Origin of the sequence: Hamadaea sp. (assembly GCF_013362815.1) — a bacterium.
In the GTDB taxonomy this organism is placed as follows: domain Bacteria; phylum Actinomycetota; class Actinomycetes; order Mycobacteriales; family Micromonosporaceae; genus Hamadaea.
Map to the genome: position 1 here is coordinate 25819 of NZ_JABFVK010000025.1, position 24881 is coordinate 50699.

At 68.3% G+C, this 24881-nt stretch carries 23 protein-coding genes and 1 tRNA gene; 13 read left to right on the forward strand and 11 right to left on the reverse strand.

What is annotated here, in order from left to right; genetic code table 11:
* The first annotated feature begins 46 nt into the window (after positions 1–46).
* A complete protein-coding gene (locus tag HOV77_RS14065) occupies positions 47–1150 on the forward strand; it encodes a citrate synthase 2 (protein WP_290862211.1) in 1104 nt (367 codons plus the stop codon).
* Positions 1151–1296: 146 nt separating this feature from the next.
* Positions 1297–2418 carry a phosphoserine transaminase gene (serC, locus tag HOV77_RS14070; RefSeq protein WP_290862213.1) on the forward strand — a complete coding sequence of 374 codons (1122 nt, stop codon included), beginning with the start codon at positions 1297–1299 and terminating at the stop codon, positions 2416–2418.
* A 100-nt stretch (positions 2419–2518) separates the two neighbouring features.
* Here serC and HOV77_RS14075 read toward each other — a convergent pair whose 3' ends face one another.
* Positions 2519–3466, reverse strand: a complete 948-nt coding sequence (locus HOV77_RS14075; protein ID WP_290862215.1) for a hypothetical protein — start codon at positions 3464–3466, stop codon at positions 2519–2521.
* Between the two features lie 99 nt (positions 3467–3565).
* Here HOV77_RS14075 and HOV77_RS14080 point away from each other — a divergent pair, with 99 nt between their 5' ends.
* Positions 3566–4216, forward strand: a complete 651-nt coding sequence (locus tag HOV77_RS14080) for a TetR/AcrR family transcriptional regulator (protein ID WP_290862217.1) — start codon at positions 3566–3568, stop codon at positions 4214–4216.
* Positions 4217–4350: 134 nt separating this feature from the next.
* Positions 4351–5574, forward strand: a complete 1224-nt coding sequence (locus HOV77_RS14085; protein WP_290862219.1) for a hypothetical protein — start codon at positions 4351–4353, stop codon at positions 5572–5574.
* On the opposite strand, the gene HOV77_RS14090 is transcribed toward HOV77_RS14085, so the two are convergent.
* The 4 genes from HOV77_RS14090 to HOV77_RS14105 all read right to left on the reverse strand — a co-directional run bounded on the left by HOV77_RS14090 (position 5567) and on the right by HOV77_RS14105 (position 9633).
* Complete coding sequence (locus tag HOV77_RS14090; RefSeq protein ID WP_290862221.1) at positions 5567–6232, reverse strand: hypothetical protein; 666 nt, start codon at positions 6230–6232, stop codon at positions 5567–5569. The two genes, HOV77_RS14085 and HOV77_RS14090, sit on opposite strands and share 8 nt — an antisense overlap.
* A gap of 635 nt (positions 6233–6867) precedes the next feature.
* Positions 6868–7629: a hypothetical protein gene (locus tag HOV77_RS14095; RefSeq protein ID WP_290862223.1), complete on the reverse strand. Its 762-nt coding sequence runs from the start codon at positions 7627–7629 to the stop codon at positions 6868–6870.
* A complete protein-coding gene (locus HOV77_RS14100; protein ID WP_290862225.1) occupies positions 7622–8215 on the reverse strand; it encodes a hypothetical protein in 594 nt (197 codons plus the stop codon). The genes HOV77_RS14095 and HOV77_RS14100 overlap by 8 nt, the downstream gene beginning before the upstream one ends.
* Before the next feature lie 89 nt (positions 8216–8304).
* A complete protein-coding gene (locus tag HOV77_RS14105; protein ID WP_290862227.1) occupies positions 8305–9633 on the reverse strand; it encodes an ATP-dependent 6-phosphofructokinase in 1329 nt (442 codons plus the stop codon).
* A gap of 117 nt (positions 9634–9750) precedes the next feature.
* Between HOV77_RS14105 and HOV77_RS14110 the strand changes: the two genes are divergently transcribed.
* From HOV77_RS14110 to HOV77_RS14140, 7 genes are all read left to right on the forward strand, one after another.
* Positions 9751–9823, forward strand: a tRNA-Arg gene (locus tag HOV77_RS14110).
* Between the two features lie 104 nt (positions 9824–9927).
* Entirely contained in the window at positions 9928–10797 is an 870-nt protein-coding gene (locus HOV77_RS14115; RefSeq protein ID WP_290862229.1) for a hypothetical protein, read from the forward strand.
* A 2-nt stretch (positions 10798–10799) separates the two neighbouring features.
* Positions 10800–12392 carry a hypothetical protein gene (locus HOV77_RS14120; protein WP_290862231.1) on the forward strand — a complete coding sequence of 531 codons (1593 nt, stop codon included), beginning with the start codon at positions 10800–10802 and terminating at the stop codon, positions 12390–12392.
* A 180-nt stretch (positions 12393–12572) separates the two neighbouring features.
* Positions 12573–13319, forward strand: coding sequence for an NUDIX hydrolase (locus HOV77_RS14125; protein ID WP_290862233.1), 747 nt, complete (start codon positions 12573–12575; stop codon positions 13317–13319).
* 51 nt (positions 13320–13370) lie between these two features.
* Positions 13371–14270, forward strand: a complete 900-nt coding sequence (locus HOV77_RS14130) for a hypothetical protein (protein ID WP_290862235.1) — start codon at positions 13371–13373, stop codon at positions 14268–14270.
* On the forward strand, positions 14267–15502 hold the full coding sequence (locus tag HOV77_RS14135; RefSeq protein ID WP_290862237.1) for an adenylosuccinate synthetase: 1236 nt from the start codon (positions 14267–14269) through the stop codon (positions 15500–15502). The genes HOV77_RS14130 and HOV77_RS14135 overlap by 4 nt, the downstream gene beginning before the upstream one ends.
* Before the next feature lie 8 nt (positions 15503–15510).
* The gene (locus tag HOV77_RS14140) at positions 15511–15957 is read left to right on the forward strand and encodes a GNAT family N-acetyltransferase (protein WP_290862239.1); all 447 of its coding nucleotides are present in this window, start codon (positions 15511–15513) and stop codon (positions 15955–15957) included.
* A 407-nt stretch (positions 15958–16364) separates the two neighbouring features.
* On the opposite strand, the gene HOV77_RS14145 is transcribed toward HOV77_RS14140, so the two are convergent.
* From HOV77_RS14145 to HOV77_RS14170, 6 genes are all read right to left on the reverse strand, one after another.
* On the reverse strand, positions 16365–17672 hold the full coding sequence (locus HOV77_RS14145; RefSeq protein ID WP_290862420.1) for an ABC transporter ATP-binding protein: 1308 nt from the start codon (positions 17670–17672) through the stop codon (positions 16365–16367).
* A gap of 115 nt (positions 17673–17787) precedes the next feature.
* Complete coding sequence (locus HOV77_RS14150) at positions 17788–18783, reverse strand: glycosyltransferase (RefSeq protein ID WP_290862241.1); 996 nt, start codon at positions 18781–18783, stop codon at positions 17788–17790.
* 48 nt (positions 18784–18831) lie between these two features.
* The gene (locus tag HOV77_RS14155; protein ID WP_290862267.1) at positions 18832–19608 is read right to left on the reverse strand and encodes an ABC transporter ATP-binding protein; all 777 of its coding nucleotides are present in this window, start codon (positions 19606–19608) and stop codon (positions 18832–18834) included.
* A 4-nt stretch (positions 19609–19612) separates the two neighbouring features.
* Positions 19613–20422, reverse strand: a complete 810-nt coding sequence (locus HOV77_RS14160) for an ABC transporter permease (RefSeq protein ID WP_290862270.1) — start codon at positions 20420–20422, stop codon at positions 19613–19615.
* Between the two features lie 80 nt (positions 20423–20502).
* Positions 20503–21870, reverse strand: a complete 1368-nt coding sequence (locus tag HOV77_RS14165; protein ID WP_290862272.1) for an L-serine ammonia-lyase — start codon at positions 21868–21870, stop codon at positions 20503–20505.
* 136 nt (positions 21871–22006) lie between these two features.
* A complete protein-coding gene (locus tag HOV77_RS14170) occupies positions 22007–22747 on the reverse strand; it encodes a DUF4230 domain-containing protein (protein ID WP_290862274.1) in 741 nt (246 codons plus the stop codon).
* Positions 22748–22998: 251 nt separating this feature from the next.
* Between HOV77_RS14170 and HOV77_RS14175 the strand changes: the two genes are divergently transcribed.
* Both HOV77_RS14175 and HOV77_RS14180 read left to right on the forward strand, forming a co-directional pair.
* Positions 22999–23940 carry a CDP-alcohol phosphatidyltransferase family protein gene (locus tag HOV77_RS14175; RefSeq protein WP_290862276.1) on the forward strand — a complete coding sequence of 314 codons (942 nt, stop codon included), beginning with the start codon at positions 22999–23001 and terminating at the stop codon, positions 23938–23940.
* Positions 23937–24806, forward strand: coding sequence for a CDP-alcohol phosphatidyltransferase family protein (locus HOV77_RS14180; protein ID WP_290862278.1), 870 nt, complete (start codon positions 23937–23939; stop codon positions 24804–24806). The genes HOV77_RS14175 and HOV77_RS14180 overlap by 4 nt, the downstream gene beginning before the upstream one ends.
* The last annotated feature ends 75 nt before the right edge of the window (positions 24807–24881 follow it).

Genomic DNA, 24881 nt, shown 5'->3' on the forward strand with positions numbered 1-24881 from the left:
CTGAACGACCACTCACCACGGAGAGTCCCATAGGGAGTAGAGCGGAATGTCCGATTTCAAGCCGGGGCTGGAGGGCGTCGTAGCCTTCGAGACCGAGATCGCCGAGCCCGACAAAGAAGGCGGCTCGCTGCGTTATCGCGGGGTCGACATCGAGGACCTGATCGGTCACGTGTCATTCGGAAACGTCTGGGCGCTGCTGGTCGACGGCAAATTCGGGCCCGGTCTGCCTCCGGCCGAACCCTTCCCCGTGCCGGTGCACTCCGGTGACATCCGAGTCGACGTGCAGTCGGCCGTCGCGATGCTGGCTCCCTACTGGGGTCTCGGCCAGCTGCTCGACATCGCCGACGAGCAGGCGCGCGAGGACCTCGCCCGAGTCTCGGTGACCGCGCTGAGCTTCGTCGCCCAGTCCGCTCGCGGCCTTGGCCTCCCCGCCGTCCCGCAGCGCGAGATCGACAAGGCCGCCACCATCGTCGAGCGGTTCATGAAGCGGTGGCGGGGCGAGCCCGACCCGCGGCACGTCAAGGCGGTCGACGCGTACTTCATCTCGGCGGCCGAGCACGGGCTGAACGCCTCCACGTTCACCGCCCGCATCGTCGCCTCCACCGGGGCGGACGCCGCGGCCTGCATCTCCTCCGGGATCGGCGCGCTGTCCGGCCCGCTGCACGGCGGCGCGCCCAGCCGCGTGCTGCACATGATCGAGGGCGTCGAGCGCTCCGGGAACGCCGAGGAGTACGTCAAGGGCGTACTCGACCGGGGCGAGCGCCTGATGGGCTTCGGCCACCGCGTCTACCGGGCGGAGGACCCGCGCGCCCGCGTCCTGCGGCGTACGGCGAAGGAACTCGGCGCGCCGCGCTACGAGGTCGCCGAGGCGCTGGAGAAGGCGGCCCTGGCCGAGCTCCGCGCGCGCAAGCCCGACCGCGTACTGGAGACGAACGTCGAGTTCTGGTCGGCGGTCGTGCTCGACTTCGCCGAGGTCCCGGCGCACATGTTCACCTCGATGTTCACCTGCGCCCGGGTGGCCGGCTGGTCGGCGCACATCCTGGAGCAGAAGAAGCTCAACCGCCTCGTACGCCCCTCGGCCAAGTACGTCGGCCCGGGTACGCGCAAGCCGCAGGACGTCGAGGGCTGGGACGCCATCGCGCACGGCTGAGCAGGCACTTGATCGACAGTGGCCCGTGACGACCGTCACGGGCCACTTCATGGGCCGCATGACGGCCCGCGCTGGTTTACGTGGGAGGATGCGACATCGGCAGTGTTGCCGGCTGTCCTGTCACGGCCCGTTAAGGATTCGATTCCATGGCTGATCCGATCCGCATTCCCGATTCGCTCAAGCCCGCCGACGGTCGTTTCGGCTGCGGCCCGTCCAAGATCCGGACCGAGGCGGTAGCCGCCCTCGCCGAGACCGGCAGCTCCATTCTGGGCACCTCCCACCGGCAGAAGCCGGTCAAGGAGCAGGTCGCCCGGCTGCGGGCCGGCCTGGCCGAGTTCTTCTCGCTGCCGGAGGGCTACGAGGTCGTCCTGGGCAACGGCGGGACCACCGCCTTCTGGGAGGTCGCCGCGTTCTCGCTGATCCGCGACCGGGCTCAGTTCGCGACGTTCGGGGAGTTCGGAGCCAAGTTCGCCAAGGCAGTCAAGGACGCACCGTTCCTCGGCGAGCCGACCGTACGCAAGGCCGACCCGGGCACGGCCGCCGACCTGGTCGCCGAGGCCGGCGTCGACGCTTACGGCGTACCGCAGAACGAGACGTCGACCGGCGTCGCCGTGCCCGTCACCCGGGTGGCCGGAGCCGATGAGGGCGCGCTGCTGCTGCACGACGCCACCTCGGCCGCCGGTGGCCTCGCGGTCGACCTCACGCAGAGCGACGTCTACTACTTCGCCCCGCAGAAGTGCTTCGCCTCCGACGGCGGGCTCTGGATCGCGCTGCTCTCGCCGGCCGCGATCGAGCGAGCGAACGAGATCAAGGCGTCGGGCCGCTACATCCCGGCCTTCCTCGACCTGGTCACGGCGATCGACAACTCGCGACTGGAGCAGACGCTCAACACGCCCGCCGTCGCGACGGTGTTCCTCGCGGCCGAGCAGACCGAGTGGATGAACAAGCAGGGCGGCCTCGCCTGGGCCGCCGCGCGAACCACCGAGAGCGCCGCGATCGTCTACAACTGGGCGGAGAAGTCACCGGTCGCGACGCCGTTCGTCACCGACCCCGGCATCCGGTCCAATGTGGTCGCAACGATCGACTTCGCCGAGGGTGTTGACGCCGCCGCCATCGCCAAGACGCTGCGGGCCAACGGCATCGTCGACACCGAGCCCTACCGGAAGCTCGGCCGCAACCAGCTGCGCATCGCGCTCTACCCGGCCGTCGAGCCGGCCGACGTCGAGGCGCTCACCGCGAGCATCGATTACGTGATCTCGCAGCTCTGACGCCCCCACCTTCCCGCGTTGATCATGAACTCAGGGTTCCGCTCCGAGCCGGAGTGGAACCCTAAGTTCATGATCAACGCGACGGGGGCGCGGCGAGAGGTCAGACGGTGACAGGTTCGCGGACCGGCTCCGGCTTCACCGCCGGCCGCGGGGACTTGCCGATCGCGATCAGCGCCAGGCCACCGAGGGCATAGACGATCAAGACGCCCATCGAGTACGCCGAACCGGCGCCGTCGAAGAAGGCGACACTGCGTACCAGCGTGGCCCCGGCTCCGGCCGGAAGATGCTGGCCGACTGCGCCCCAAGGCTGTGGCAGCAACTCCGGCGCACCGGCGACCCCGGACAACGGGTTGCCCACCAGGAACACCGTCAGCGCGCCGAGCCCGATCCCGGGACTGCCGAACACCGTGCCGAGCCCGGCGACGAGTGCCGAGGTGGCCAGCCCCACGAGGCCGATCGCGGCGGCGTCGGACCAGAAGTTCCCCGTGATCACCCCGAGCCACTCGCGCAACACGACCGACCCGAGCAGACCGCTGCCTACGGCGTACCCGATGGAACCAAGCAGGCGGGCCCTCGGAATCGGCACCAGGACGACCAGCAGGATGCCCGCAAGCATGCCCGTGAGCAGCAGCGGCAGGAAGCCGGCCGTGAAGCCCGCGCCGCGCGGATCGTCGGTCGGAAGCGGGACCACCGTGACGACCTTGGCGCCGTTCTCGGCGGCGGCCGAGCTGAGCAGCGTGGCGACCACGGGGCTGGCAGCGGGCGCGGTGTGGACCTCGACGCCGGACGCCGTGACGACGAATGCCCCGTAGACCTCGCGATCGCGAATGAGCTGGTCGGCAGCGGCGGCGTCGGCCGCTTGGGTGATCGTGAACGCGTCCTCCTCGGCCTGCAGCTTCGCGGTGATCGCGCTGGTGGCCTGGGCCGGACCGGCGACCGCGATCGGCAGGTCCCGGGGCGCCATGTTCGCGGCGGGCGCGGCGAACAGCGGGATGAGCAGGGCCTGTGCCACCACGACGGCACCGGCGAGCAGTGCGGCTCGCTTCATGGCTCCTCCAATAAAACGAATGCTCGTTCTCTATTGCCCTCAGCATGCTTCCCTGGCACTTGTTCGTCAAGAACGAACGTTCGTTTTATGATGTGACGTATGCCGCGCGTCTCCGACCAGCACCTCGCCGCCCGCCGCCAGCAGATCATCGACGCGGCGCGGGCCTGTTTCACGCGAAACGGCTTCCACGCCACGACCATGCAGGACGTGATCAAGGAAGCCGGGCTGTCCGTCGGCGCGGTCTACCGCTACTTCAAGAGCAAAGAAGAGCTGATCGCCGCGATCGTCGGCGAAGTCGTCGACGAGATCACCACCCGCCTGCACCAGGTGACCAGCGCGCGGCCGCGGCTCTCCGTCGAGGACACGCTCGCCGCCGCGCTCGGCGTCATGGAACCCGCCCTCGGCCCCGACGGCATGTTCCGGGTCGCGCTCCAGGTCTGGTCCGAGTCCCTCACCAATCCGTCGTTGCGCACTCTCGTGACCGACTTGTACGCACGACTGCGCGCGGAGTTCCGGGAGTACGCCTCGGAACTGTCCCTTCCGGACGGTGTGACCGCCGACGACCTCTCCGGCGTGCTGCTCTCCCTGGCCCAGGGGTATGCCATCCAGCGCGTCCTCACCGGCGGCCCATCGCCTTCGGCCTACGTACGCGGAATCGGCGGCCTGACCCGCCTCGCCTCACCCCTTTCCGCGCCCCTTTCCGCGCCCCTCTCCGCGCCGCCCGTCGCGCCCCTTTCCGCGCGATCATGAACTAATCGGCATGATCGGCCGGCGTGTCGTGTCCCCGGCACCCTGATCAACTCCCTGACGGACTGATCGACAGCAGGCGGATGCCGTACCCGGCGGCCGGTCTCGGGTCGTACGGGTTCGCTACTCTGGCCGCCATGTCCGCGATCGCGTACGAGGCCCCTCGAACTCGCCGGTTCGCGGCGCTCACTGACAGTCTCTGGGTGGTGGGACGGGCGGGCGTCGTCTTCGGGCGGCACTGGCCGGTGCTGTTCACCCTGGCGTTGACCGGAGTCGCCGCGCACGACCTGATCCTCCTGGGTGCGGTCAAAGCTGCCCTGGTCAACAGCACCTTGGGCCTCCTCGTTCTCCTACTCGCCCCCGTAGCGACGATGATCTCGCTCGTGTTGATGCTCCGCTCGGTGCGGGTGTCGCTGCCGCACCTTCGCGCCGCAGCGGCCCTGGAGACGGACGGTCGCAGCCGTCGGCTCAGCCTGCTGGAATGCGTTGGCAGCATCGCCGTTCCGTACCTGGCCATCTACGAGGCGTACGGGACGATGCGAGACGAGTTCTCACAGTTCGCATATGAGGTGTGGCGGAACGATCCTATTTCCACGCTGGATCATCTGCCGTTCTCGCCCACTGCCGGTGTCATTTCCGTGGTGGTCGTGGCGGTGGCGCTGCGATTCGTCCTCGGCAAGCTGACCGATCGATCGGCCTTCGGCTGGCTGTCGCCGCTCGGGGCCTACCTGGAGGTCGTCTGGGTCGCGACGGTCGCCTGGACGGTCTCGCTTCTGCGGGGCAACTTCGACGGCTGGTTCGGCCAGCGCCAGGTGAGCGTCTGGTGGCACCAAGCGCTGGACATGCTGCCCGGTCACCAGCTCGGCGCATTGCTGGAGTCGTGGTTCGCCACGTTGTGGGAGAACGTCGACCTCGTCATCCTCGCGCCGGTTGCCTGGCTCACCATGGGTGCCGTCGTCTTTGGCCGCAACATCGAAGAGCCGAAGCTCACCGACGAACGCATCCTCACCGCGACAGCGCGCCGAGTGAGTTCGCTACCGGTCATCCGCATGTTCTCCGGTCCCGTGAACACCGAGCTGAACAAGCGGTTCGGTCCGCTGCTCGGGAGCCTTCGCATGTTCGCCAAGGCCGGGCTCCGCCCGATGCTGCTCTTCTGCCTCGTCTTCGTCCTCCTGGAATGGGCCACGACCGGGCTCTGGGAGCTCGAGCGCATCATCATCGGGCCGCAGGATCTGCAAAAGGTCTGGTGGGGGCTGTCCTACCTGCTCTCCCCGATCAACACGACGGTGCGCTTCGTCGTGCTGGTCTGCCTGCTCGGCGCGGCGACCGACCGCATCCTGCAATCGCGTGAGGCTAGTTGAAGATGAGGTAACTCGGCAGCTCGGTGCTGAGCGACAGGTGCACCTTGCCGGGATAGGCGTACAGCGGCATCACGAAGTACGTCTCGGTACGCCACTGCTGCACCCCGCTCGGGTCCGTGCTCGGCGTCACGCTGGTGCTCGCCGCGGTCTTCGTGGGCCCGGTCTTCGTGGGCGCGGGTGAGGCGCTCGTCCCGGAGCCGGCCGGGCTCGGGCTGGTCGTGGGCTCGATGGCATCCTGGAAGGAACACGGGTAGTAGCCGAGGCTGGCACTGCCCAACTCGTCCGGCCGGGCATCGTACTCGTCTCCAGTCGTCGACAGCAGAGTCACGTTGCACCTGTCGAGCGCTGCTCCCGGCCCGTCGAACGCCAGCACCACCCGGACGACGCGTACGCCCGCCGGAGCGGGTCGGCGTTGCCCGGCGTACCCGGGGAGGTCTTTCGCCTCGGAGACCTCCACGAGGCGGATGCGGACTCCGGCGTACGTGGCCCATTGGCCCTGGGCGACCTGGACCGGCAGCCGTTCCTGACGCTTCCAGAGCGTGTCGTATTCGGTGATGACGGGTGCCAGCAATGCCAGGACCAAGGCCGGGATGAGAAGCAACAGCCCCAGGCCGTTACGCCGCCACCAACCCGGCCCGGTGTTCCGGCCGCGATCCACCGGAGATCGCGGCGGCGCAGTCGGCGTCGCGCCGGGCCGAACCGGATAGCCCGGGTACGCCGGTGCTTGACCCGGTTGCGCCGGAACGCCGTATCCGGGTGATCCATATCCGGGATACGGCTGACCGGGCTGGCCTGGTTGGAAGGGCTGGCCCGGCTGACCGGGTTGGCCCGGCTGGGCGAAACCTGGCGGCGCGTAACCCGGCGGCGCGTAACCCGGTTGCGGTGCGAGCGGGGCAGGCTGAGCCGGTTGCCCGGCTTGCGGGTGACTCGGCTGACCAACCGGTACGCCGGGCTGGGCATATCCCGGCTGGGCGCCGTACGCGGTATTCGGCTGCTGAGCCTGATTCTGCGCTGGATGCTGGGGCGCGTACCCAGGCTGGCGCGGCTGGGCTTGCGCTTGGTTCGGCCACTGCTGCGGGGGGTAGCCAGGCTGCGCTTGTACCGGGTGCGGGGCCTGCGGCGGGTAGGCGGTCCGACCGGGCTGCGCCTGTGCCGGGTATGCGGCCTGACCGGGCTGCGACGGATGGGCAGGCGGCGCGGGTTGTGCCGGATAACCGGGAGCGTGCTGCCCCGAAGCCGGCGGTTGCCTCTGAGCCGACGGGTCGGCCTCGGCGTACGGATCCCATTGCCCGGTCACGAGCTGCTCCTCACGCTGGGAGTCGGAGTGACCCGCGGGCTTTTCGTCACCCGGGGACTCGTGGTCCCCTTCGGGGTCGTCGTCGAACTCGGGGTCGAGGTGGCGCTGGTGCCCGGACTGGGTGTGCTCGTGGGGCTGGTGGACGCGCTGGGGCTCGACCCGGCCCACGTCGGCCGCGCGAGCCGCATCGTCTCCTTGTCGGACTTCCACTTGGTCAGGTCGTCCCGGGTGATCGGCAGGCCGATCTCCGCCATGCCGTCCATCCGATGGTCCAAGGAGTCGGTGGCCAGACGCAGCGACAGATCCAGCGGAACCTCGGTGGGGACCTCGAAGGCGATCTCCACATCGACCGGTATGCCGGGCTGCAGGTTGCGGCCGCCGAGCCCGTCCTGCGTCACCCGGCCGCTCGCTTCGAAGATCCGCTCGGTGCCGTCGCGCAAGGCGGCGTAGAAGACCCGAGTAGGTTCGTGGTTCGCCGTGAGCTGGACCTTGACGATGACCCAGACGCCTTTGCTCTCATGGACGTAACCGGCCGAGCCGATCACCTCGCCACCGCGTACGCCGAGCACCTTCGCGTCGAATGATCGTGTGTGGACGGTCGCCTCCGGCCCACCCCGGGTGATGAAAGGCCGTTGCTGTGTCTCGTCGGATGGCTTGAAGTTGCTGATCACCCCGCCGATGGCGAGGGCCGCCAGGACGAGAGCGGCGGTGCCCAACCGCCGGACGACCGGCCGAGTCGTCGTCGCGCCGTCAGCCATTTCGCTTGTCCTCCACCGGCACGGTCAGGACCGCGCGTGGGGCCAGATCGAGCCACTCCATCAGACCGGTGAGCGAGCTCTCCCGATACGTCTTGCCCATGATCTCTACTTCGATCTTGGTCGGCACGCTGTCGGGCTTCACCTCCCAAAGGAAGGCGACCTTCTCGGTCAGCCCGGGATGCAAAGCCTCGACGCGAGTGCCGTCGCTGGTCACCACGACCTCGCGGGCGAGCTCCGGGCCGTTTCCGTTGAACTCGTAGTGGAGGACGCCGGGAATGTCCTTGGCCAGAACGATGTCCCGGATGTCGTGGCGGCTCTCGACGTCGGTGATCTCGACCTCGGCGATGACGGCCAGCCAGTGATCCGCCTTGTCCTTCAAGCTGATCTGCGGTTCCAGGTCCTTCACGAGGCGTACAGCGGTGATCTTGACGTTCCACGGCGTGCCGGCGTTGACCTCGCCCACCTTGAGCACCGGCTCTGTCTTCTCGACCGGTGCGAAGCCCCCGAACGCGGCGGACACCGCGAGCGCGAGACCGCCCACTCCGTAGAGGAACCACTGCATCGGCGCGCGGGCGATCCTGCCCATGACTCCACTCATGCCACCGATGCCCTCCCCAGAGCTTGCGACTCACACCTACGGCGCGGGTCGAAGTATAGGGACCCGGGACCACATTTCTAGCCGAAGGTGCGTGGTTGCCCGGTCGCCTCCAGCACGGACATCCAGAGGTCACCGTGCGGATCGACCTGGTTACGCTTGCTGATCGCCAAGGAGATCGGCACGTGCACGAACCGGCCTCGCCACCGCCCGACGACCATCGCCGTACGCCCCGCCATCGCGGCGTGCACGGCGGCGTGCGCCAATCGGATGCAATGGACGCTGTCGTAGGGATTCGCGGGCACGCTGCGAATGGCGTAGCTGGGGTCGATGTACTTCATGTTCATCTCAAGCCCGTGCTCCGCGAAGTGATCCGCGATCCGGTGCCGAAGGAACTGCCCGATGTCGCGCAGCCGCCGGTTGCCCGACGCGTCGTGGCCGGGATGGCTGCTGTCGCCGAGCCATTCCTGGCCGGCGCCCTCGGCTGCGACGACGACGGCTCGGCCACGCCGTTCCACCCGGCGACGCAGATGCGCGAGGAAGCCGTTCTCGCCGTCGAGCTCGAACGGAACTTCGGGGATGAGCACGTAGTCGGCGTCATTGTTGGCCAATGCGGCGTAACAGGCGATGAAGCCGGAGTGCCGGCCCATGACGTGGACCAGTCCGACCCCGTTGGGCACCGCTCGCGCCTCGACGCTCGCACCTCGAATGGACTCGGTCGCCTTGGCGAACGCGGTCTGGAAGCCGAAAGACTGATCGATGTACGGAATGTCGTTGTCGATGGTCTTGGGTACGCCGACCACGGCGATCTTGAGGTTGCGTTCCTGGATGGTGTCGGCGATTCGCAGCGCGCCCCGCATCGAACCGTCGCCGCCGATCACGAACAGCACGTTGATGCTCATGTGTTCGAGGCAGTCGACGATCTCCTCGGCGTCCTGCTCACCACGCGACGTACCGAGAATCGTGCCGCCGTACTCGTTGATCCCGCTGACGGTCTGCGGATTCAGCTCGACGACCTCACGCCCGTACTTGGAGATGAAACCCTGGTACCCGTTCCGGAAGCCGTAGATCTTCTTGACCCCGTAGTGGTCGTGCAGCTCCCGGACCAGACCCCGGATGACGTCGTTCAACCCCGGGCACAAGCCGCCGCAGGTGACGATCCCGACCCGGGTCTTCGAGGGCTGGAAGAAGATCTTGCGTCGCGGCCCGGTCGGCTCGAACCCCGGCAGCTGCGCCGAGTCCACTCCCCGCGCGGCGACCATCTGCAGCGTGTCATCGAAGAGCACGAGATCGTCCTCGTGCACGTAATGCTCGGTAGTCGGCCCGTCGGCGGCCAACGAGGCCAGCGGCGAGTCGATCCGGCACTCACCCAGCGTCCGTACCGTGAGATCCGCAGTCCCGGGGGTCATCCGCAAAGATTAACGTGAGTACGTTTCAGCTGGTCAACCACGGGTGTCGGCCGTCTCACACTGCGGTTGCATACCGGGTCGCGCTGGGGTGGTGCCGGTCCGTAGACTCGTGCGCAAGGCCTCGTAGCTCAGGGGATAGAGCACCGCTCTCCTAAAGCGGGTGTCGCGCGTTCGATTCGCGCCGGGGCCACGGTTTCTGCCCGCGTGACCGTTTCGGTCCGCGGGCCGACTGCTTTTCGGTCCAGCCGGTACGCTGGGAGCGCCCTGGACGCCCACCCGCCGTGAAAGAAGTCGATGCATCCGCAGAACCACTGGTACGGCCATTCTCAGTTTCTCGCGGAGTACGCGGGGCTGGGGCCGGATCGCGTACCGCGGATCGACGGCTATCTGCAGCACGGATGGAACGTGCACAACGGGTTCGGTATCCGGACGCCGTTGCTGCCTGCAGTCACGAAGCTCGTCTGGTCTGCTCGGCCGATGCGGCGGGGCTGGCGCTACGGCGACCGGAACTATCGCATCATCGGGTCGCCGTGGGCGTACTTGTTGCAGGTAGCACCGGCCGCGCCGGTCGAGCGCAGTGGCACGATCTTCTATCCGTTCCACGGTATTCCCACGCAGTCGGTGACCGGCGATCACGCCAAGCTCGCCCGCGAGGTACGCGAAACCGAGGAGGGCCCGCTGACGGCCGCCCTCTATTGGCTGGAGTACGAGCAGCCGGCGATCCGCCGGGCGTACGAGCAGGCCGGGTTCCGAGTGATCTGCCATGGGTATCGCCTCGGCGGCTTCGACCGGGGGAGCAACGCGATGCTGCGTAATCAGCTCATGGAGCTGCGCCGGCATCGGCGGGTGGTGTCGAACCGGCTCGCCACGGCTGTGCTCTACGGCGCCAGTGTCGGCTGCGACGTCGGCATCTACGGCGACGAGATGCTCCTGGCCGACGAGCATCCGATCTACGGTGGCAACGCTCGCATCCGGCGTACGTGGCCGCAGTTGCACGCGACCTTCGTGGATCGGGAGGAGGCGGCGGCGGTGGCCGACGAGGAACTCGGGCTGAGCGCGATCCTGAGTCCGGCCGAGCTCGCCGACGCCTGCGGCTGGTCCCGGCCGGAACCGGGTGAGACCGGCCCTGAACTGCCCCATCAGCGAACCGACCGGAGGGACTGAACGTGGACGCGGTCAACCTCACCGGGGAGGAGATGCTGGACTGGGCGGAGCCGTCCGCCGACCGTCCAGGCTCTTCGGCCGTGCTCAATCAGGCCGTCCGGGATGTGATCACGCCGGGCGAGCGCGTTCTCCTCGCCGGGTACGCCGACGAAGGGCTGATCCGGTCGCTGACATCGGCCGGTACGCACGTGGACCTGCTTCTGCGGGGGCTGACCGACGCGGAGTCAGCGAAGACGGCGTACGCCGATCTGGCGGTGACGGTCCACAGCGGAAGCCTGAACATGTTCCCGGAGTCGGGGTACGACGTCGTCCTGGCGCTCGGCGGAACCGCCCGGCTGAACACACCCGAACACGTGCTGAGCTGGCCGGACGCGGTCGCAGCGCTGCGGCGCACGGTCCGGCCCGGCGGCACGGTGGCCGTCGTGGTGGCCAACCCGTTCGGCGTCGACCGCATCGCCGACCCTCGGTCCGGCGTACGCACCACGGACGACGACTGGCCCGCCGGAACGGCGGCGCGCACGGTCACCGGCCTGGCAGACGCGCTGCGAACGCTAGAACTGACCGACGTCCGGACGTTCGCCCTGTTCCCGGGCGTCGAAGTGCCGACGGCGATCGTCGAGCGGGCCGCGATGTCGGAGACTTTCGCCGGCGTGATCACCTCGGCGTGGTCTTCGTCGCCGCAGCACCCGGCGGTCACTGATCTTCGCCGCCTCGTCCGGGAGGCGATCCGCGCCGGGCTGGGCGTCGAACTCGCGCCGGCCTGGCTGTTCGTGGGCCACACGGGGCCCGCCGGCGCGAGCGGAGCAGCGCCAGCGAGGGCGTACGCCGACCGCCCAGTCGCCCCGGAGCTCGCCGTCGTTCAGGCGTACCGCGCCGATGGCAGTACGGGCTGGCACCGGGAGCCGCTCGGCGACCGCTCGCCGAAGACGTCCGGCAAGGTCATGCGCTCGCCGGAGAAGCTGGCCGGACCGGTGAACGCCGGCCCGCTGTTGGAGGACATCCTCCTCGACGCCTGCGGGCAGCACGATCTGACGACGGTACGCACCCTGCTCAGCCGCTATGCCAAGTGGGTGACCGACGCCGGGGCGACCTTGGACAACGTCGTCGTGACCGGCGACGAGCTGGAGCTGCTCGATCCGAGCTGGGAACTCTCGGGCGAGACGACGGCCGAGGTGCTGACGACCCGGGCCTGTCTGCGGCTCGCCCGGCGGTTGCAGTCCGGGGCGTACGAGCACCCGTGGCCGGCCGGAGTAACCGTGGAACGGCTGACGATCTCGCTCGTGGCGACCGCCGGGCTGACCGTCTCCCCCGACGACGTACGCACCGCCGCCGAGCTCGACGCCGAAATCGCCGACGCGATGGGCGTACCGGTCGAGGAGAGCACTGCTCCGCTGGGGCATCGGGAGGCTCTGGCGACCGTCAGTCGGCTGACTGTCGCTCTCGAGGAGGCTCAGGCCCAGGCCAAGGGCCTCGATGAGCTGGTCGCCAAGCGCGATCGACAGATGGCCGATCTACGCCGGTCGATCACGTTCCGGATCGGCCGGGTCGTAACCGGACCGCTGTCCGCGTTGAAGAAGGCGCGCCGCCGCCGCTGACGTTCCCTGCAGATCAGGGTTCTGGGTCGAATCATGCTCCATGATTCGACCCAGAACCCTGATCCAGCGCGAAAACCCAGAACCCTGATCCAGCGCGAAAACCCAGGCTTGCCCACTGACACAGCGAGCGCGTACAGTCATTCTCAGAGTGAGTTAGTCTCATGGAGAGAAGGACAGTACGTGACGGCCGAAAGCGACTTCCTCGAGGCGTACGACCCGCGGGCCTTCCCGGCGACAGCGGTGACGGTCGACGTCGTGGCGCTGACGATCCGCGACGGCCGCCTGCACGTGCTGCTCGTCGAGCGCGGCGAGCACCCGTACGCCGGAAGGAACGCGCTGCCGGGCGGCTTCGTCCGCCAGGAGACGCTGGAGGAAGCGGCGAAGCGCGAACTCGCCGAGGAGACCGGTCTCCGGCCGGAGAATCTCGGGCGGATCCACCTGGAGCAGCTCGCCACCTTCGGCGATCCCGACCGGGATCCCCGGATGCGCGTGGTGTCCGTGGCGTACTTGGCCTTCGCGCCCAGCCTTCCCGATCCGCGGTCGGGTGGCGACGCGAGTGCAGCAGGCTGGTTCCCGGTCGACGACGTCCCGGAGCTCGCCTTCGACCACGGCGACATCTTGGCGGCCGGTCTAGAACGGGCCCGGTCGAAGTTGGAGTACACGCCGTTGGCGACGGCGTTCGTCGGTGCCGAGTTCACCATCGCCGAGCTGCGAGCGGTGTATGCAGCGGTCTGGGACGAGGAGCTACACGCCGGCAACTTCCACCGGAAAGTGCTGTCGGTGCCCGGATTCGTGGAGAGTGTCGGTGCCACGACCGAGCGCGGGGGTGAGCGCGGCGGTCCACGCGCCCGCCTCTACCGGGCGGGTGACGCCCGCCTGCTACACCCGGCACTGTTGCGCCCCACCAGGGAAGACGACGTGCGGTGAAAGCCCCACCAGGTAAGACGACGTGCGATAAAGGAACACGGAGGGGAAGAGATGGGAAGCGGACGCTGGTCAACCGACGTCTACGAAGCCGCCGAGCGGTACCGGGCCGCCACGGGCGGCAGCGCCTTCGCGTACAGCGACAGCGGCGCGCGGACGGTGCATCCCCGGCTCGATCCACGGCTGGCGCGGGTGCGCGAGAGCCGTGACAGCCTCGAACACCCCAGGTCGACGGCGATCTCGGTGCTCTTCGACGTCACCGGATCGATGGGGCATGTGCCCCGCAAACTCCAGACGAAGCTGCCGGACCTGTTCGACCTGCTGATCCGCAAGGGTTACGCCACCGACCCGCAGCTCATGTTCGGGGCGATCGGCGACGCCACCTGCGATCGCGTACCGCTCCAGATCGGACAGTTCGAGTCCGACAATCGGATGGACGACGACCTGGGCCGGATCGTGCTCGAAGGCGGCGGTGGCGGGCAACGCACCGAGTCCTACGAACTGGCCATGTACTTCATGGCGCGGCACACCGACATCGACTGCTTCCGGCGGCGCGGCCGGCGCGGTTATCTGTTCATCATCGGCGACGAAATGGCGTACCCGCAGGTCGATCCGGGCGAGGTCAGCCGGGTGATCGGCGACCGGCTGCCCGAGCCGATCCGCACCGAGGCGATCGTCGCCGAGCTGACCCAGAGCTACGACGTCTACTACATCCTCCCGGCCGGCACGAACTATGCCGGAGACCAGCAGATCCTCGGCTTCTGGCGGCGGCTGCTCGGGCAGAACGTGATCGAGCTGGATGATCTGGACGCGGTGTGCGAGACGATCGCGCTCACCGTCGGCCTCGGCGAACGCGCCATCAGCCTGGACCAGGGCCTCGGCGACCTGGCCGAGGTCGGTTCCGGAGCCGGCCATGTCGTCGGCCGCGCGCTGTCGCGGATGGTCCGCCTGTGACAAACGCCCAGCACACGGTGGTCGTCGACCTCGGGTACGGCGATGCCGGCAAGGGCACAGTCGTGGACTGGCTCTGCGCGACCGGACCGATCTTCGCAGTCATCCGGTTCAACGGTGGCGCGCAGGCCGCCCACAACGTGGTGGCGTCCGATGGGCGCCACCACACCTTCTCCCAGTTCGGCTCGGGCTCATTCCAGCCGGGCGTGCGGACTCATCTCTCCCGTTTCACGGTCGTCGACCCGGTGCTGCTCGCAATGGAGGAACGGCATCTCGCGGCTTTCGGCGTATCCACATGGGAGAGATTGACCATCGATGAGGGCGCGCTACTCGCGACGCCGTGGCACCGCGCGGCCAATCGCCTGCGCGAGACCCGGCGTGGCGGGGAGCGTCACGGTTCGTGCGGAGTCGGCGTCGGTGAGGTGATGGCCTTCAGCCTCGCGCATCCCGACGACGCGCCGCGCGTGGGCGATGTCCGCGATCCGGCGCGGCTTCGTCGCGTTTTCCAGGTGGTACGCGAAAAGCTGAGCACTGAGCTCGGTGACTTGGGATACGACGTTCCCGTCGACGACGTCGCGGCCATATATGAGGATTTCGGGCGCACCGTGTCGATTGTGGATCGCTCCTATTGCGCCGAACTTCTGACGGCTGGACCCTGCGTTTTCGAAGGCGCACAAGGTGTATTGCTCGACGAATGGCGCGGCTGGCATCCCTACACCACTTGGTCGACGACGACTTTCGACAACGCGTCGACGCTGTTGGCCGAGGCCGGGCAGCAGGCTCGCCGACTGGGCGTCGTACGCGCTTACACGACGCGGCACGGGCCGGGACCGATGGTGACGGAGAACTCCGAGCTGACCGCCGCATTGCCTGATGTGTACAACACCGATGGGCGTTGGCAGGGAGCCTTTCGGGTCGGACATTTCGACGCCGTCGCGCACCGGTACGCGGTCGAAGTGTGCGGCGGCGTGGACGGCCTGGCCGTCACCCATCTCGACGTGGCCTCGCGTACGCCCGACCTGCGAATGTGCTCGTCCTACTCGACCTGCGACCGGATCGTGCCGGGCGAGTTCGGGGATCTGGCGTACCAGGAGAAGCTGACCGCTGAGTTGTTCACGGCGGAACCGATCCTCGCCGGTACGCCGACCGCCGACGCGATTTCGTCCGCCCTGGACGCGCCGGTGCTGCTGGAGTCATGGGGGCCGACGGCGGCGGACAAACGCGCGCGGGCATGATCTCAGGGATGGAGATCCGTCCCGCACGGCCCGAGGACTACGACTCGGTCGTCGCCGTCGTCGACGACTGGTGGGGCCGGCCGATCGCCGGTGTGCTGCCCCGGCTGTTCTTCGACCACTTCCACCGGACGAGCCTGATCGCCACGATGGACGGCACGCTGGCCGGGTTCCTCGTCGGCATCCTGTCACCGTCCGAACCGGCGGAGGCGTACATCCACTTCGTCGGGGTCGCGCCGGCGGCTCGGGGCACCGGGCTCGGCCGGGTTCTCTACGAGCGCTTCTTCGACCTTGCCCGGGCCGACGGGCGTACGCGGATCGGGGCGATCACCTCGCCGGTCAACGCGGGGTCGATCGCCTTCCACCAGCGCATGGGGTTCGCCGTACGCGGTCCGGTCGAGGCGTACGACGGGCCGGGCAAGGACATGATGGTGTTCTCCCGCCCCCTGTCCCGTTGATCATGAACCTAGGGTTCCGTCCGACGGCGCGTCGAACCCCCTAGATTCATGATCAACGGGACGAGGCGGGTGGGCTGTGTGCGTACCAGCTAAATCGCCAGACGCAGACCGGGTGTCGCCGCGACGACCGGACACCGCGCGAACGCCGCGGCCTCCGCGAGCAGCGCGGCCGGATCGTGCCACGGCCGAAGATGCGTGATGACGAGCAAACGCGCACCAGCCGACGTGGCGAGACGGCCCGCGTCGCCGGCGCTCAGATGGCGCTTCTGCCGGTCGGCGTCGAAGCCGGGGCTCTCCGGCTTGCGCGTTATCCGGGATAACGCGCCCTAAAAACGAAGCAAGGCCGCGTTATCCCGGGATAACGCGGCCCCGCAGACAAGCAGCGGCCCCGCAGAGGAGCAGGAAGGTCAGCGCCGACCGATGTCGATCCGGTCGCCTCGATCGTCGAAGAAGTGCAGCGCCTCCATCCGCACCGACACGGCCAGCGGATGACCGCTCGTCACCTGCGGATAGGGGGCAAGCCGGACGGCCAGCTCGGCCGGGCGGCGGTGGTGGCGGCCGTCGCTCAGGACGCTGGTGCGCTCGGCGACCGCGGTGGTGGAGGCTGGGTCGCGCGGGGCCGACCGACCGCTGAGCCGGCTGAGGACGTGGCCGAAGCGGCGCAGACCTCGGGTGCCGTTCTCTTCCGCGCCTTCGGCCGGGGCTCCGCCCAGTTCGTCGATGACCACGGCGGTCGCGCCGATGTCGACGAAGGCCAGCGACTCGTGGCCGTGGTGTTCGAGGTAGCGGATGCGGCCCTGCAGCACGTCGCCGGGGGTGTCCGGGGAGACCGGCATGAGGGCCTCAGCGCGTACGCCGACGACGATGCGCTCGCCGTGGTAGTGCGACACGGCCCGGGCGCGGATGTCGTCCCAGCGCAGGTAGAGCGACTGCTCTCCGAGGTTGAGCTGGACGTAGCGATCCAGGTGGACGTAGACCGACGCCTCCAGGAGGTTCATCCGGGGGCTGCCGAGGAACGCCGCGACGTAAAGGGTCGCCGGCTTGCCGTACACCTGGGTCGGGGTGCCGACGTCCTGCAGGACGCCTTTGCGCATGATCGCGACCCGGTCGGCCATGGTCAGCGCCTCGGCCTGGTCGTGCGTCACGTAGATGGTGCTGACCCCGAGCTCGTGGACGAGCCCGGAGATCTCGGCGCGCAGTTCGGCGCGCAGGCCGCTGTCCAGGTTGGACAAAGGTTCGTCCATGAGGAACAGACCGGGCCGGCGGACGATCGCGCGGCCCATCGCGACCCGCTGCCGCTGACCACCCGAGAGCTGGCTGGGCTTCCGTGCCAGCACGTCCCCGATGCCGAGCGCGGCGGCGACGTCGGCGACGCGCTCCGATCGAGGCTGTGGCTCGATTCCGGACAGACGCAGCGGGAAGCCGATGTTGTCCCCGACCGTCATGTGCGGATAGAGCGCGAAGTCCTGGAATACCATGGCAATCCGCCGGTCGCGCGGCGCGAGCTGGTTCGCCAGTACGCCGTCGAGCATGATCGCGCCGCTCGTCGGGTCCTCCAGCCCGGCGACCATGCGCAGCACCGTGGACTTGCCACAGCCGGACGGGCCGAGGAGGACCATGAACTCCCCGTCGGCTACATCCAGGTTCACATTGTCGACCGCGACCGTCCCATCCGGGAAGACCTTGGTCACGTCCTTGAGCGCGACGGTAGTCACCGTCACCTCCCACACTGTTCCGGCCGCAAGTCTCGTAACTGTGACGAAAACCTCTCGGTCAGTACATCGGGTAAACGTTTGATGTTCAGCCCGTATTCGCGCCGTTACGCAGCAGCTAGATGGAGGGGCCTTGTCGTCGCGCGGCCTTGTACCCCCATCGCAGCGCGGAGTAAACCGGGTACATCCGCCGCGCCAGCAGACCGTATTTGATCTGATGGATTCGACCGCCGGGCGGCGTCCAGCCGGGTGGGGCGTACCGGCGTTGGAAGGCCGACAGGCGACGGAAGAATTCCTGACGAAGGCGGCGGTCGGAGATGCGCGCGTCGTTGCCGAGCACTGCGATGCCCTGCCGCATCGACTGTTCGAACAGGACCGGCCGGAGCGAATGATCGGCTGGCACCGCCGCGAAGACCAGCTCCCAGTGGTGGATCATGCCGAGATGGCGCGCGCCGCCGGTCGACGTGATCGCCCCTTCCCGCAGCCGGTAGTAGACGCAGACCTGGTCGAGGAAGGCGATCTGGCGCGCCGCGAGCACCGCCGGATACGTCCAGGACACGTCCTCGTACAGCCCCGGATGAAAGCGCAGTCCTTCGTCGAGGAGGAACTGGCGGCGTACGACCCGGTTCCAGGCCACGTGCAGCAGCCCGAGGACCGAGGGCCGCTCGACCGCCGTGAAGACCTCCGGCCCCGGCGAGCGCGCCAACGCTCGGGCCATCGCGCTGCGCTTGCTCGCCCCGGTGCGCTCGAAGTGCCGCGCGAAGTCCACGATCAGCATGTCCAGCGTCGGCTCCAGGCGCTTGGTCACCGCTTCGATCGCGCCGTCGGCCAGCCAGTCGTCGCTGTCCACGAACCAGACGAAATCGCCGGTCGCCACGTCCAGGCCCGCGTTTCGGGCCCGGCCCAGGCCAACATTCTCCTTCAGATGTCGTACGCACACCCGACTGTCGCGGGCGGCGTACTCGTCGGCGATGTCACCCGAGCCGTCGGGCGAGCAGTCGTCCACGACGATCAGCTCGAACTCCTCCGGCGCCGTACGCAGGATCGAGTCGAGGCACTGCCTCAGGTAGGCCTCGACCCGGTAGACGGGCACGACGACGCTCAGCAACGGCACGCTGCATCATCGCATGCCAGATGCGACCTTTCGGATGGATCCGACAGATCAGGCAGCGGCTGGCGTGGGAGCCGGAACCGGCTCGCCCTTGTACGCCGCGAGCGCCTCCTCGACGGTGCCGTCCACCCGCAGCTCACCCTTGTCGAGGAACAGGCCCCGGGTGCAGAAGCCGGTCAGGTCGCCCTCGTTGTGGGAGACGAGCACCATCGTGCGGCCCTCGGCGAGCAGCCGCCGCATGGTGGCGTAGCACTTGGCCCGGAACTCGGCGTCGCCGACCGCCATGACCTCGTCGACCAGCAGGATCGGGTGCTGCAACTGGGAGATGATCGAGAAGCCCAGCCGGACCTTCATGCCCGAGGAGTAGTGGCGTACGGGCGAGTCGATCGACTTGGCGACCTGCTCCCCGGCGAAGTCCACGATCTCGTCGAACTTCGCGGCCACCTGCTGCTTGGTCAGCCCGTGCAGGGAACCCACCAGGTTCAGGTTCTCCCGCCCGGTCAGGTCGTTGGAGAAGCCGGCCGACAGCTCCAGCAACGGCGCCACCCGTCCGCGTACGCGGATGTTGCCCTCGTCCGGGATGAGCACCCCGGCGATGAGCTTGAGCAGCGTGCTCTTGCCGGTTCCGTTCTTGCCGATGACCCCGATGGCCTCACCGGGCGTGATGTCGAAGCTCAGGTTGCGCAGCGGCCAGAACTCGCCGTCCACACCCTTGTGGATGGCGCGCTTGCGGCCGTGGAAGACCAGTTCCCGAACCTGAAGGTTGCGCCGCCGACCTTTGACGAACCGCACGCCGAGGTTGCGGGCGCTGATGATGGGTTCGCTCACGGGGTCACAGCTCCTTGAGAACCGAGGGCTCGAGCTTGTGGAAGGTCCACCAGCCGAAGAGAAGGACGAGCACACAACCGACGGCACAGCTGATCAGCAGACCGGCCGACGGCCACTCCTGGGGGAACCAGGCGGAGTGCTGGAGCTGCATGATCCCGACCAGGGGGTTGGCCTGATAGACCGTCTTCACCCACTCGGGGACGTCCTTGGAGTTGACCACCTTCTCCAGCGGGTAGATCACCGGAGCGGCGTACAACAGGATCCGCTGCGCGAGCCGGATGAACCGCTCGACGTCGGGCAGCATCACGTTGAGGCCGCTGAGCAGCAACGCGATGCCGGTCAGCAGGATGAACTGCAAGATGATCGCCAGCGGGATGGCGACCGCCGTACGCCAGGTCACGTGGCCGTGGAAGATGATGGCCGCCGCGATCAGCACGGGGATGCCGGCGAGGTACTCGGCGAACCGGCCGGTGACCCGGCCGAGCGGGAAGATCTCGCGCGGCACCTTGATCGTCGTGATGAGCCGGGCCTGCGCGGTGAGCGCGGTCGTCGACTCCGACAACGCGCTGCTGAACCACTGCCAGGCGAAGATGCCGGAGAGGATGAACAGCGGGTAGGAGGCGCCCTCGAAGGTGTTCCGGCTGCCGTAGAGGACCCCGAAGACGAACCAGTAGATCAGGCCCATCGAGAGCGGCTCGATCAGCGACCACAGGTAGCCGAGGACCGACTGCTGGTACTTGACGGCCAGGTCGCGCTGCACGAGCACACGCAGCGTGCTGCGATGGCCCCAGACCCCGGCCACGCTCGTACTCACCCAGGACCTCCCGGCGTCGTCATCCTCAAAGACTGTGGGCGCAAGGGTAACAGCGCTCTCGCCCTCGGACAGACCCACGGTCAGCACTCGATGACGTTGACCGCAAGGCCGCCGCGGGCGGTCTCCTTGTACTTGACCTTCATGTCGGCTCCGGTCTCCCGCATCGTCTTGATCACCTTGTCGAGGCTGACGTAATGGTCCCCGTCACCGCGAAGCGCCAGGCGTACTGCCGTGATCGCCTTCACACTGGCGACGGCGTTCCGCTCGATGCAGGGGATCTGCACCAGTCCCCCCACAGGATCGCAGGTCAGGCCGAGGTTGTGTTCCATGGCTATTTCGGCGGCGTTTTCCACCTGTTCGGGCGTACCACCCATCACTTCGGCCAAACCTGCGGCCGCCATCGAACAGGCCGAGCCGACCTCCCCCTGGCAACCGACCTCGGCTCCGGAGATCGAGGCGTTCTCCTTGAACAGGACGCCGACCGCGCCCGCGGTCAGCAGGAACCGGATGATGCCGTCGTCGTCGGCTGACGGAACGAACCGGGCGTAGTAGTGCAGAACTGCCGGGACGATACCCGCTGCGCCGTTCGTCGGAGCCGTCACGACGCGGCCGCCCCCGGCGTTCTCCTCGTTCACGGCCAGCGCGAACAGCGTCACCCAGTCCATGACGCGCAACGGGTCGGTCATCCCCAGCCGGCCGACTTCCGACTGGAGTTGACGACGGAGTTCGGCGGCGCGACGGCGTACCTTGAGGCCGCCGGGCAGCGTGCCCTCCCGGGTGCAGCCCGCCTCGACGCAGTCGGCCATGACCTGCCAGATGTGCAGCAGACCCGCCCGGACGTCGGCCTCCGAGCGCCAGGACAGTTCGTTGGCCAGCATCACGTCGCTGATCCGCAGCCCGGTCTCCCGCGTATGCGCCAGGAGCTCCGCGCCGGTGCTGAACGGATAGCGCACCGGGGTGTCGTCCGGCTTGATCCGATCCGCTCCGGCCGCCGCCTCGTCGACGACGAATCCGCCGCCCACGGAGTAATAGGTCCGGGAGCGCAGCACCGTGCCGGCGGCGTCCCGGGCGGCGAAGGTCATGCCGTTGGGGTGATAAGGCAACGCCCGCCGCCGGTGCAAGGTCAACTCGATGGCGGCGTCGTGTACGCCCAGCAGAGCTACTTGCCCGGCCGCCCGCATCGCGGCGGCGCGCTCGTCGGCGGTCTGGGTGTCGACGGTTTCGGGGTCCTCCCCGGCCAGCCCGAGGAGCACCGCCTTGTCACTGCCGTGCCCGTGGCCGGTCGCGCCCAGCGAGCCGAACAACTCGGCCTGGATCGAGGCCACTTCGGCGAGGACGCCGTCGGCCTTCAATCCGCCCACGAACGTCCGGGCGGCCCGCATCGGTCCCACCGTATGCGAGCTCGACGGGCCGATACCGACCTTGAACAGGTCGAAAACGCTGATCACAACACTCCTCCGGGCCGAGACCGCACCTCGTCGTGCTCGTTCCCGGCAGGCCCCCAGCCTACTGTGCCCGGCTGGGGGCAGCCGTCCGCGTTCGGCTGGTCACCGCGTTCGAGTGCGCGCCGTCACGCCGGTCGGGTCAGGCGTTCGAGAAGTCGACCGTGGCGGTGTAGCCCAGCGACCTCATCATCCCGACCAACATGGCCCGAGTGTTGTTCTCCGCTCGCTTCTTCAGTTCGCTCGCGGTGGCCGCCTCGCCCAGCTTCTGCTCGGCCAGGACCATGACCTCCTGCTTGCGATTGGGGTCCCCGGCGAAGAAGTCGCCGACCCGGTTGAACAGGCCGCGCTCCTCGGCGAAGGCGTAGCTGCGTTCGAGATCGAGGTGAGGCTGCTCCAGCTGCGGCGACGGCAGTGTGATCTGCACCGTCTTCTTCGCGTCGTCCTGCACGATCGCCTTGTCCGTCAGCGTCCCGAACTCGACGTACGCCTGGACGGTCCCATACGCGACGTAGAGAACCCGGTCGTTGACCAGGAAGTCCGGAATGTACTTCCGATCCTTCTTCAGATCGATGACGACCTGGAACTCCCCCTCGGCGGCGACGAACCGGCTGAGGTCCTTGATCGAGATGAGCAGCGGCGGTTGCTGCTTGACCACGGTCTGCTTGGCGAACGGGTTGTGGAACTCGGGCAGGATTCCGGTGAGGTTGATCCCGAGCACGGCGACGGCGCCGAGCCCGACGATCATGAAGAACCAGAAGACCTTGCGGCCGAAGCCGGACGAGCGCGGTTCGAGGATGTACGCCGGGCCGGGGGATCCGGGCAGCACCTCGGTGTCCGGCTCGGCCTGATGGGTGATCCCACGGGTCGGGTCGTCGCTCATCTCGCGTCTCCTCCCAGACCGGTTCTACTGCCGGGCTGACGGTGTTGTCCTAAACGGTAAGGCCCGCGTACGACAGCCGAAACCCCTTGATCCGCGCGGGCCGGGCGGGGGACGGCCGGACCGGGTCGGACGGGCACGAGGTGCCCGAAATGACACGGCGCTAAACAGCTGGTCACCGGGCGTAGCCGTCGATGGACGGCCAACCGGGCGTTAACGGAAGAACAACGATGGGTGCGCTAGCCTCTAGCACCATGCTCACCGTCGCCGAAGTCAAGGCCCGTACCTGCAAGGAACGGGACTCCTGGTGGACCGTTCTGCTGGTCGATCCGATCGCGGTCCGGCTCACCCGGCTGGTGTCCGGTGTCCGCTGGATCACCCCGAACCGGATCACCTTGACGGCGTTCGCCATCGGCCTGATCGCGGCGGCCTGCTTCACCCGGGCGACGGCGGGCTGGCTGGCAGTCGGCGCGGTGCTCTACTACGTGGGCTTCCTGCTCGACTGCATCGACGGCAAGATCGCCCGGCTCAACGGCACCGGCTCGATCTTCGGCATGTGGCTCGACTACATCCTCGACCACGTCCGCATCATCACCTGCGTCACGGCGCTCTTCGGCGGCCAGTACGCGGCCACGAAGAACGTGGCGTACCTGATCGCCGGGGCGGGCGCGCTCGTCCTCGAACTCTTCCACTACGTGAACTCGCAGGAGATCTTCCAGATCAACACCGAGATGCGTACGCGGCTGGAAGCCCGCCGGGCCGAGGCGGGGCTGGCGTCGGCGGTGGACGCGGCCGAGGCGGGCAAGCGCCCCGGCAACCGGTCGATCATGCAGCTCACCGGCAACGACCAGGGCCTGTTCGGCCGCGTACGCGGTTGGCTGAGGCGCAGCCGGATCCGCCCGCACCTCGTCGGCGGCATCGAATTCCAGATGTCCCTGCTGATCGTGGCCCCCCTGGCCGGTGCGATCTTCGGCGGCGGCGCGATCATCGGGGTCACCGTCGGGGCGGCCGCCCTGATGATCCTCTTCGAGCTGGCCGTGATCTTCATGGTCTACCGGGCCGCCCGGTCCGTGACCAGTCAGATCGCCGCGATTCGCGTACCTGGGCAACAGTCCGATGCGCTAGCGTTTACCGGCGGTTTCCCCCCAGTTCAACCACGCGCGAGCGAAGACGAAGCAGGCAGGGCCCGAACATGACGCTGTTCCCGTTGGCCGAGGTCAAGGAGCGCACCTACAAGGACCGGGACTCGTGGTGGACCGTCCTGCTGGTCGACCCGATCGCGGCCCGCATCACCCGCCGCGTCGCGACCGTACGCGCGCTGACCCCCAATCGCATCACGCTGATCGCCTTCGCGATCGGTCTCGCCGCCGCGGCCTGCTTCGCCACGGCCGACCCGCTGTGGCTGGTCCTGGGCGCGTTCTTCTATCACCTGAGCTTCACCTTCGACTGCGTCGACGGCAAGGTCGCCCGGCTGACCGGCACCGGCTCGATCTTCGGCGCGTGGCTGGACTACATCCTCGACCGCATCCGCATCGTCGCCTGCACCGCCGCGCTCATGGGCGGCCAGTACGCCGCCACACACAATGCCGCGTACCTGGTTCTGGCGACCGTGGTGATCTTCCTGGACATGTTCCGCTACCTCAACGCACTGGAAGTCGCCAAGGTCCACCGCGAGGTCAGCAGCCAGGTCGAGGGCAGCGGTGTGCCGGTGAACGCGTCCGGCGCGGTCCGGATGACCGCCCTCGCCGGGAACGGCAAGCGCAGCCTGTTCTCCCGGGCCCGCCGCCTGTTGCAGCGCAGCCGCATCCGGCCGCACCTGTTCGGCGGCATCGAATTCCAGATGGCGGCCTTCATCGTCGCGCCGGCCGTGGGGGCGTTCGCCGCGGGCGCGATCATCTGGGTGATCCTCGGGGCCGCCGCCCTGACGGTCCTCTTCGAGCTGGCCGTGATCTACATGATCTACCGCGCCACGCAGGTCGCTGACCGGCGCTCCCGAGCCACTGCCGCCACCGTTCCCGGCCAACCGACTGCGGCCGAGGTGCCTGAGACCGCCTCCCTCTGACCCGATCCTCCCGCCCTCGCGCTCGCCGTGCACCGCGGGCTCGCCCAGCGCTGGATCAGGGTTCCGGGCCGAATC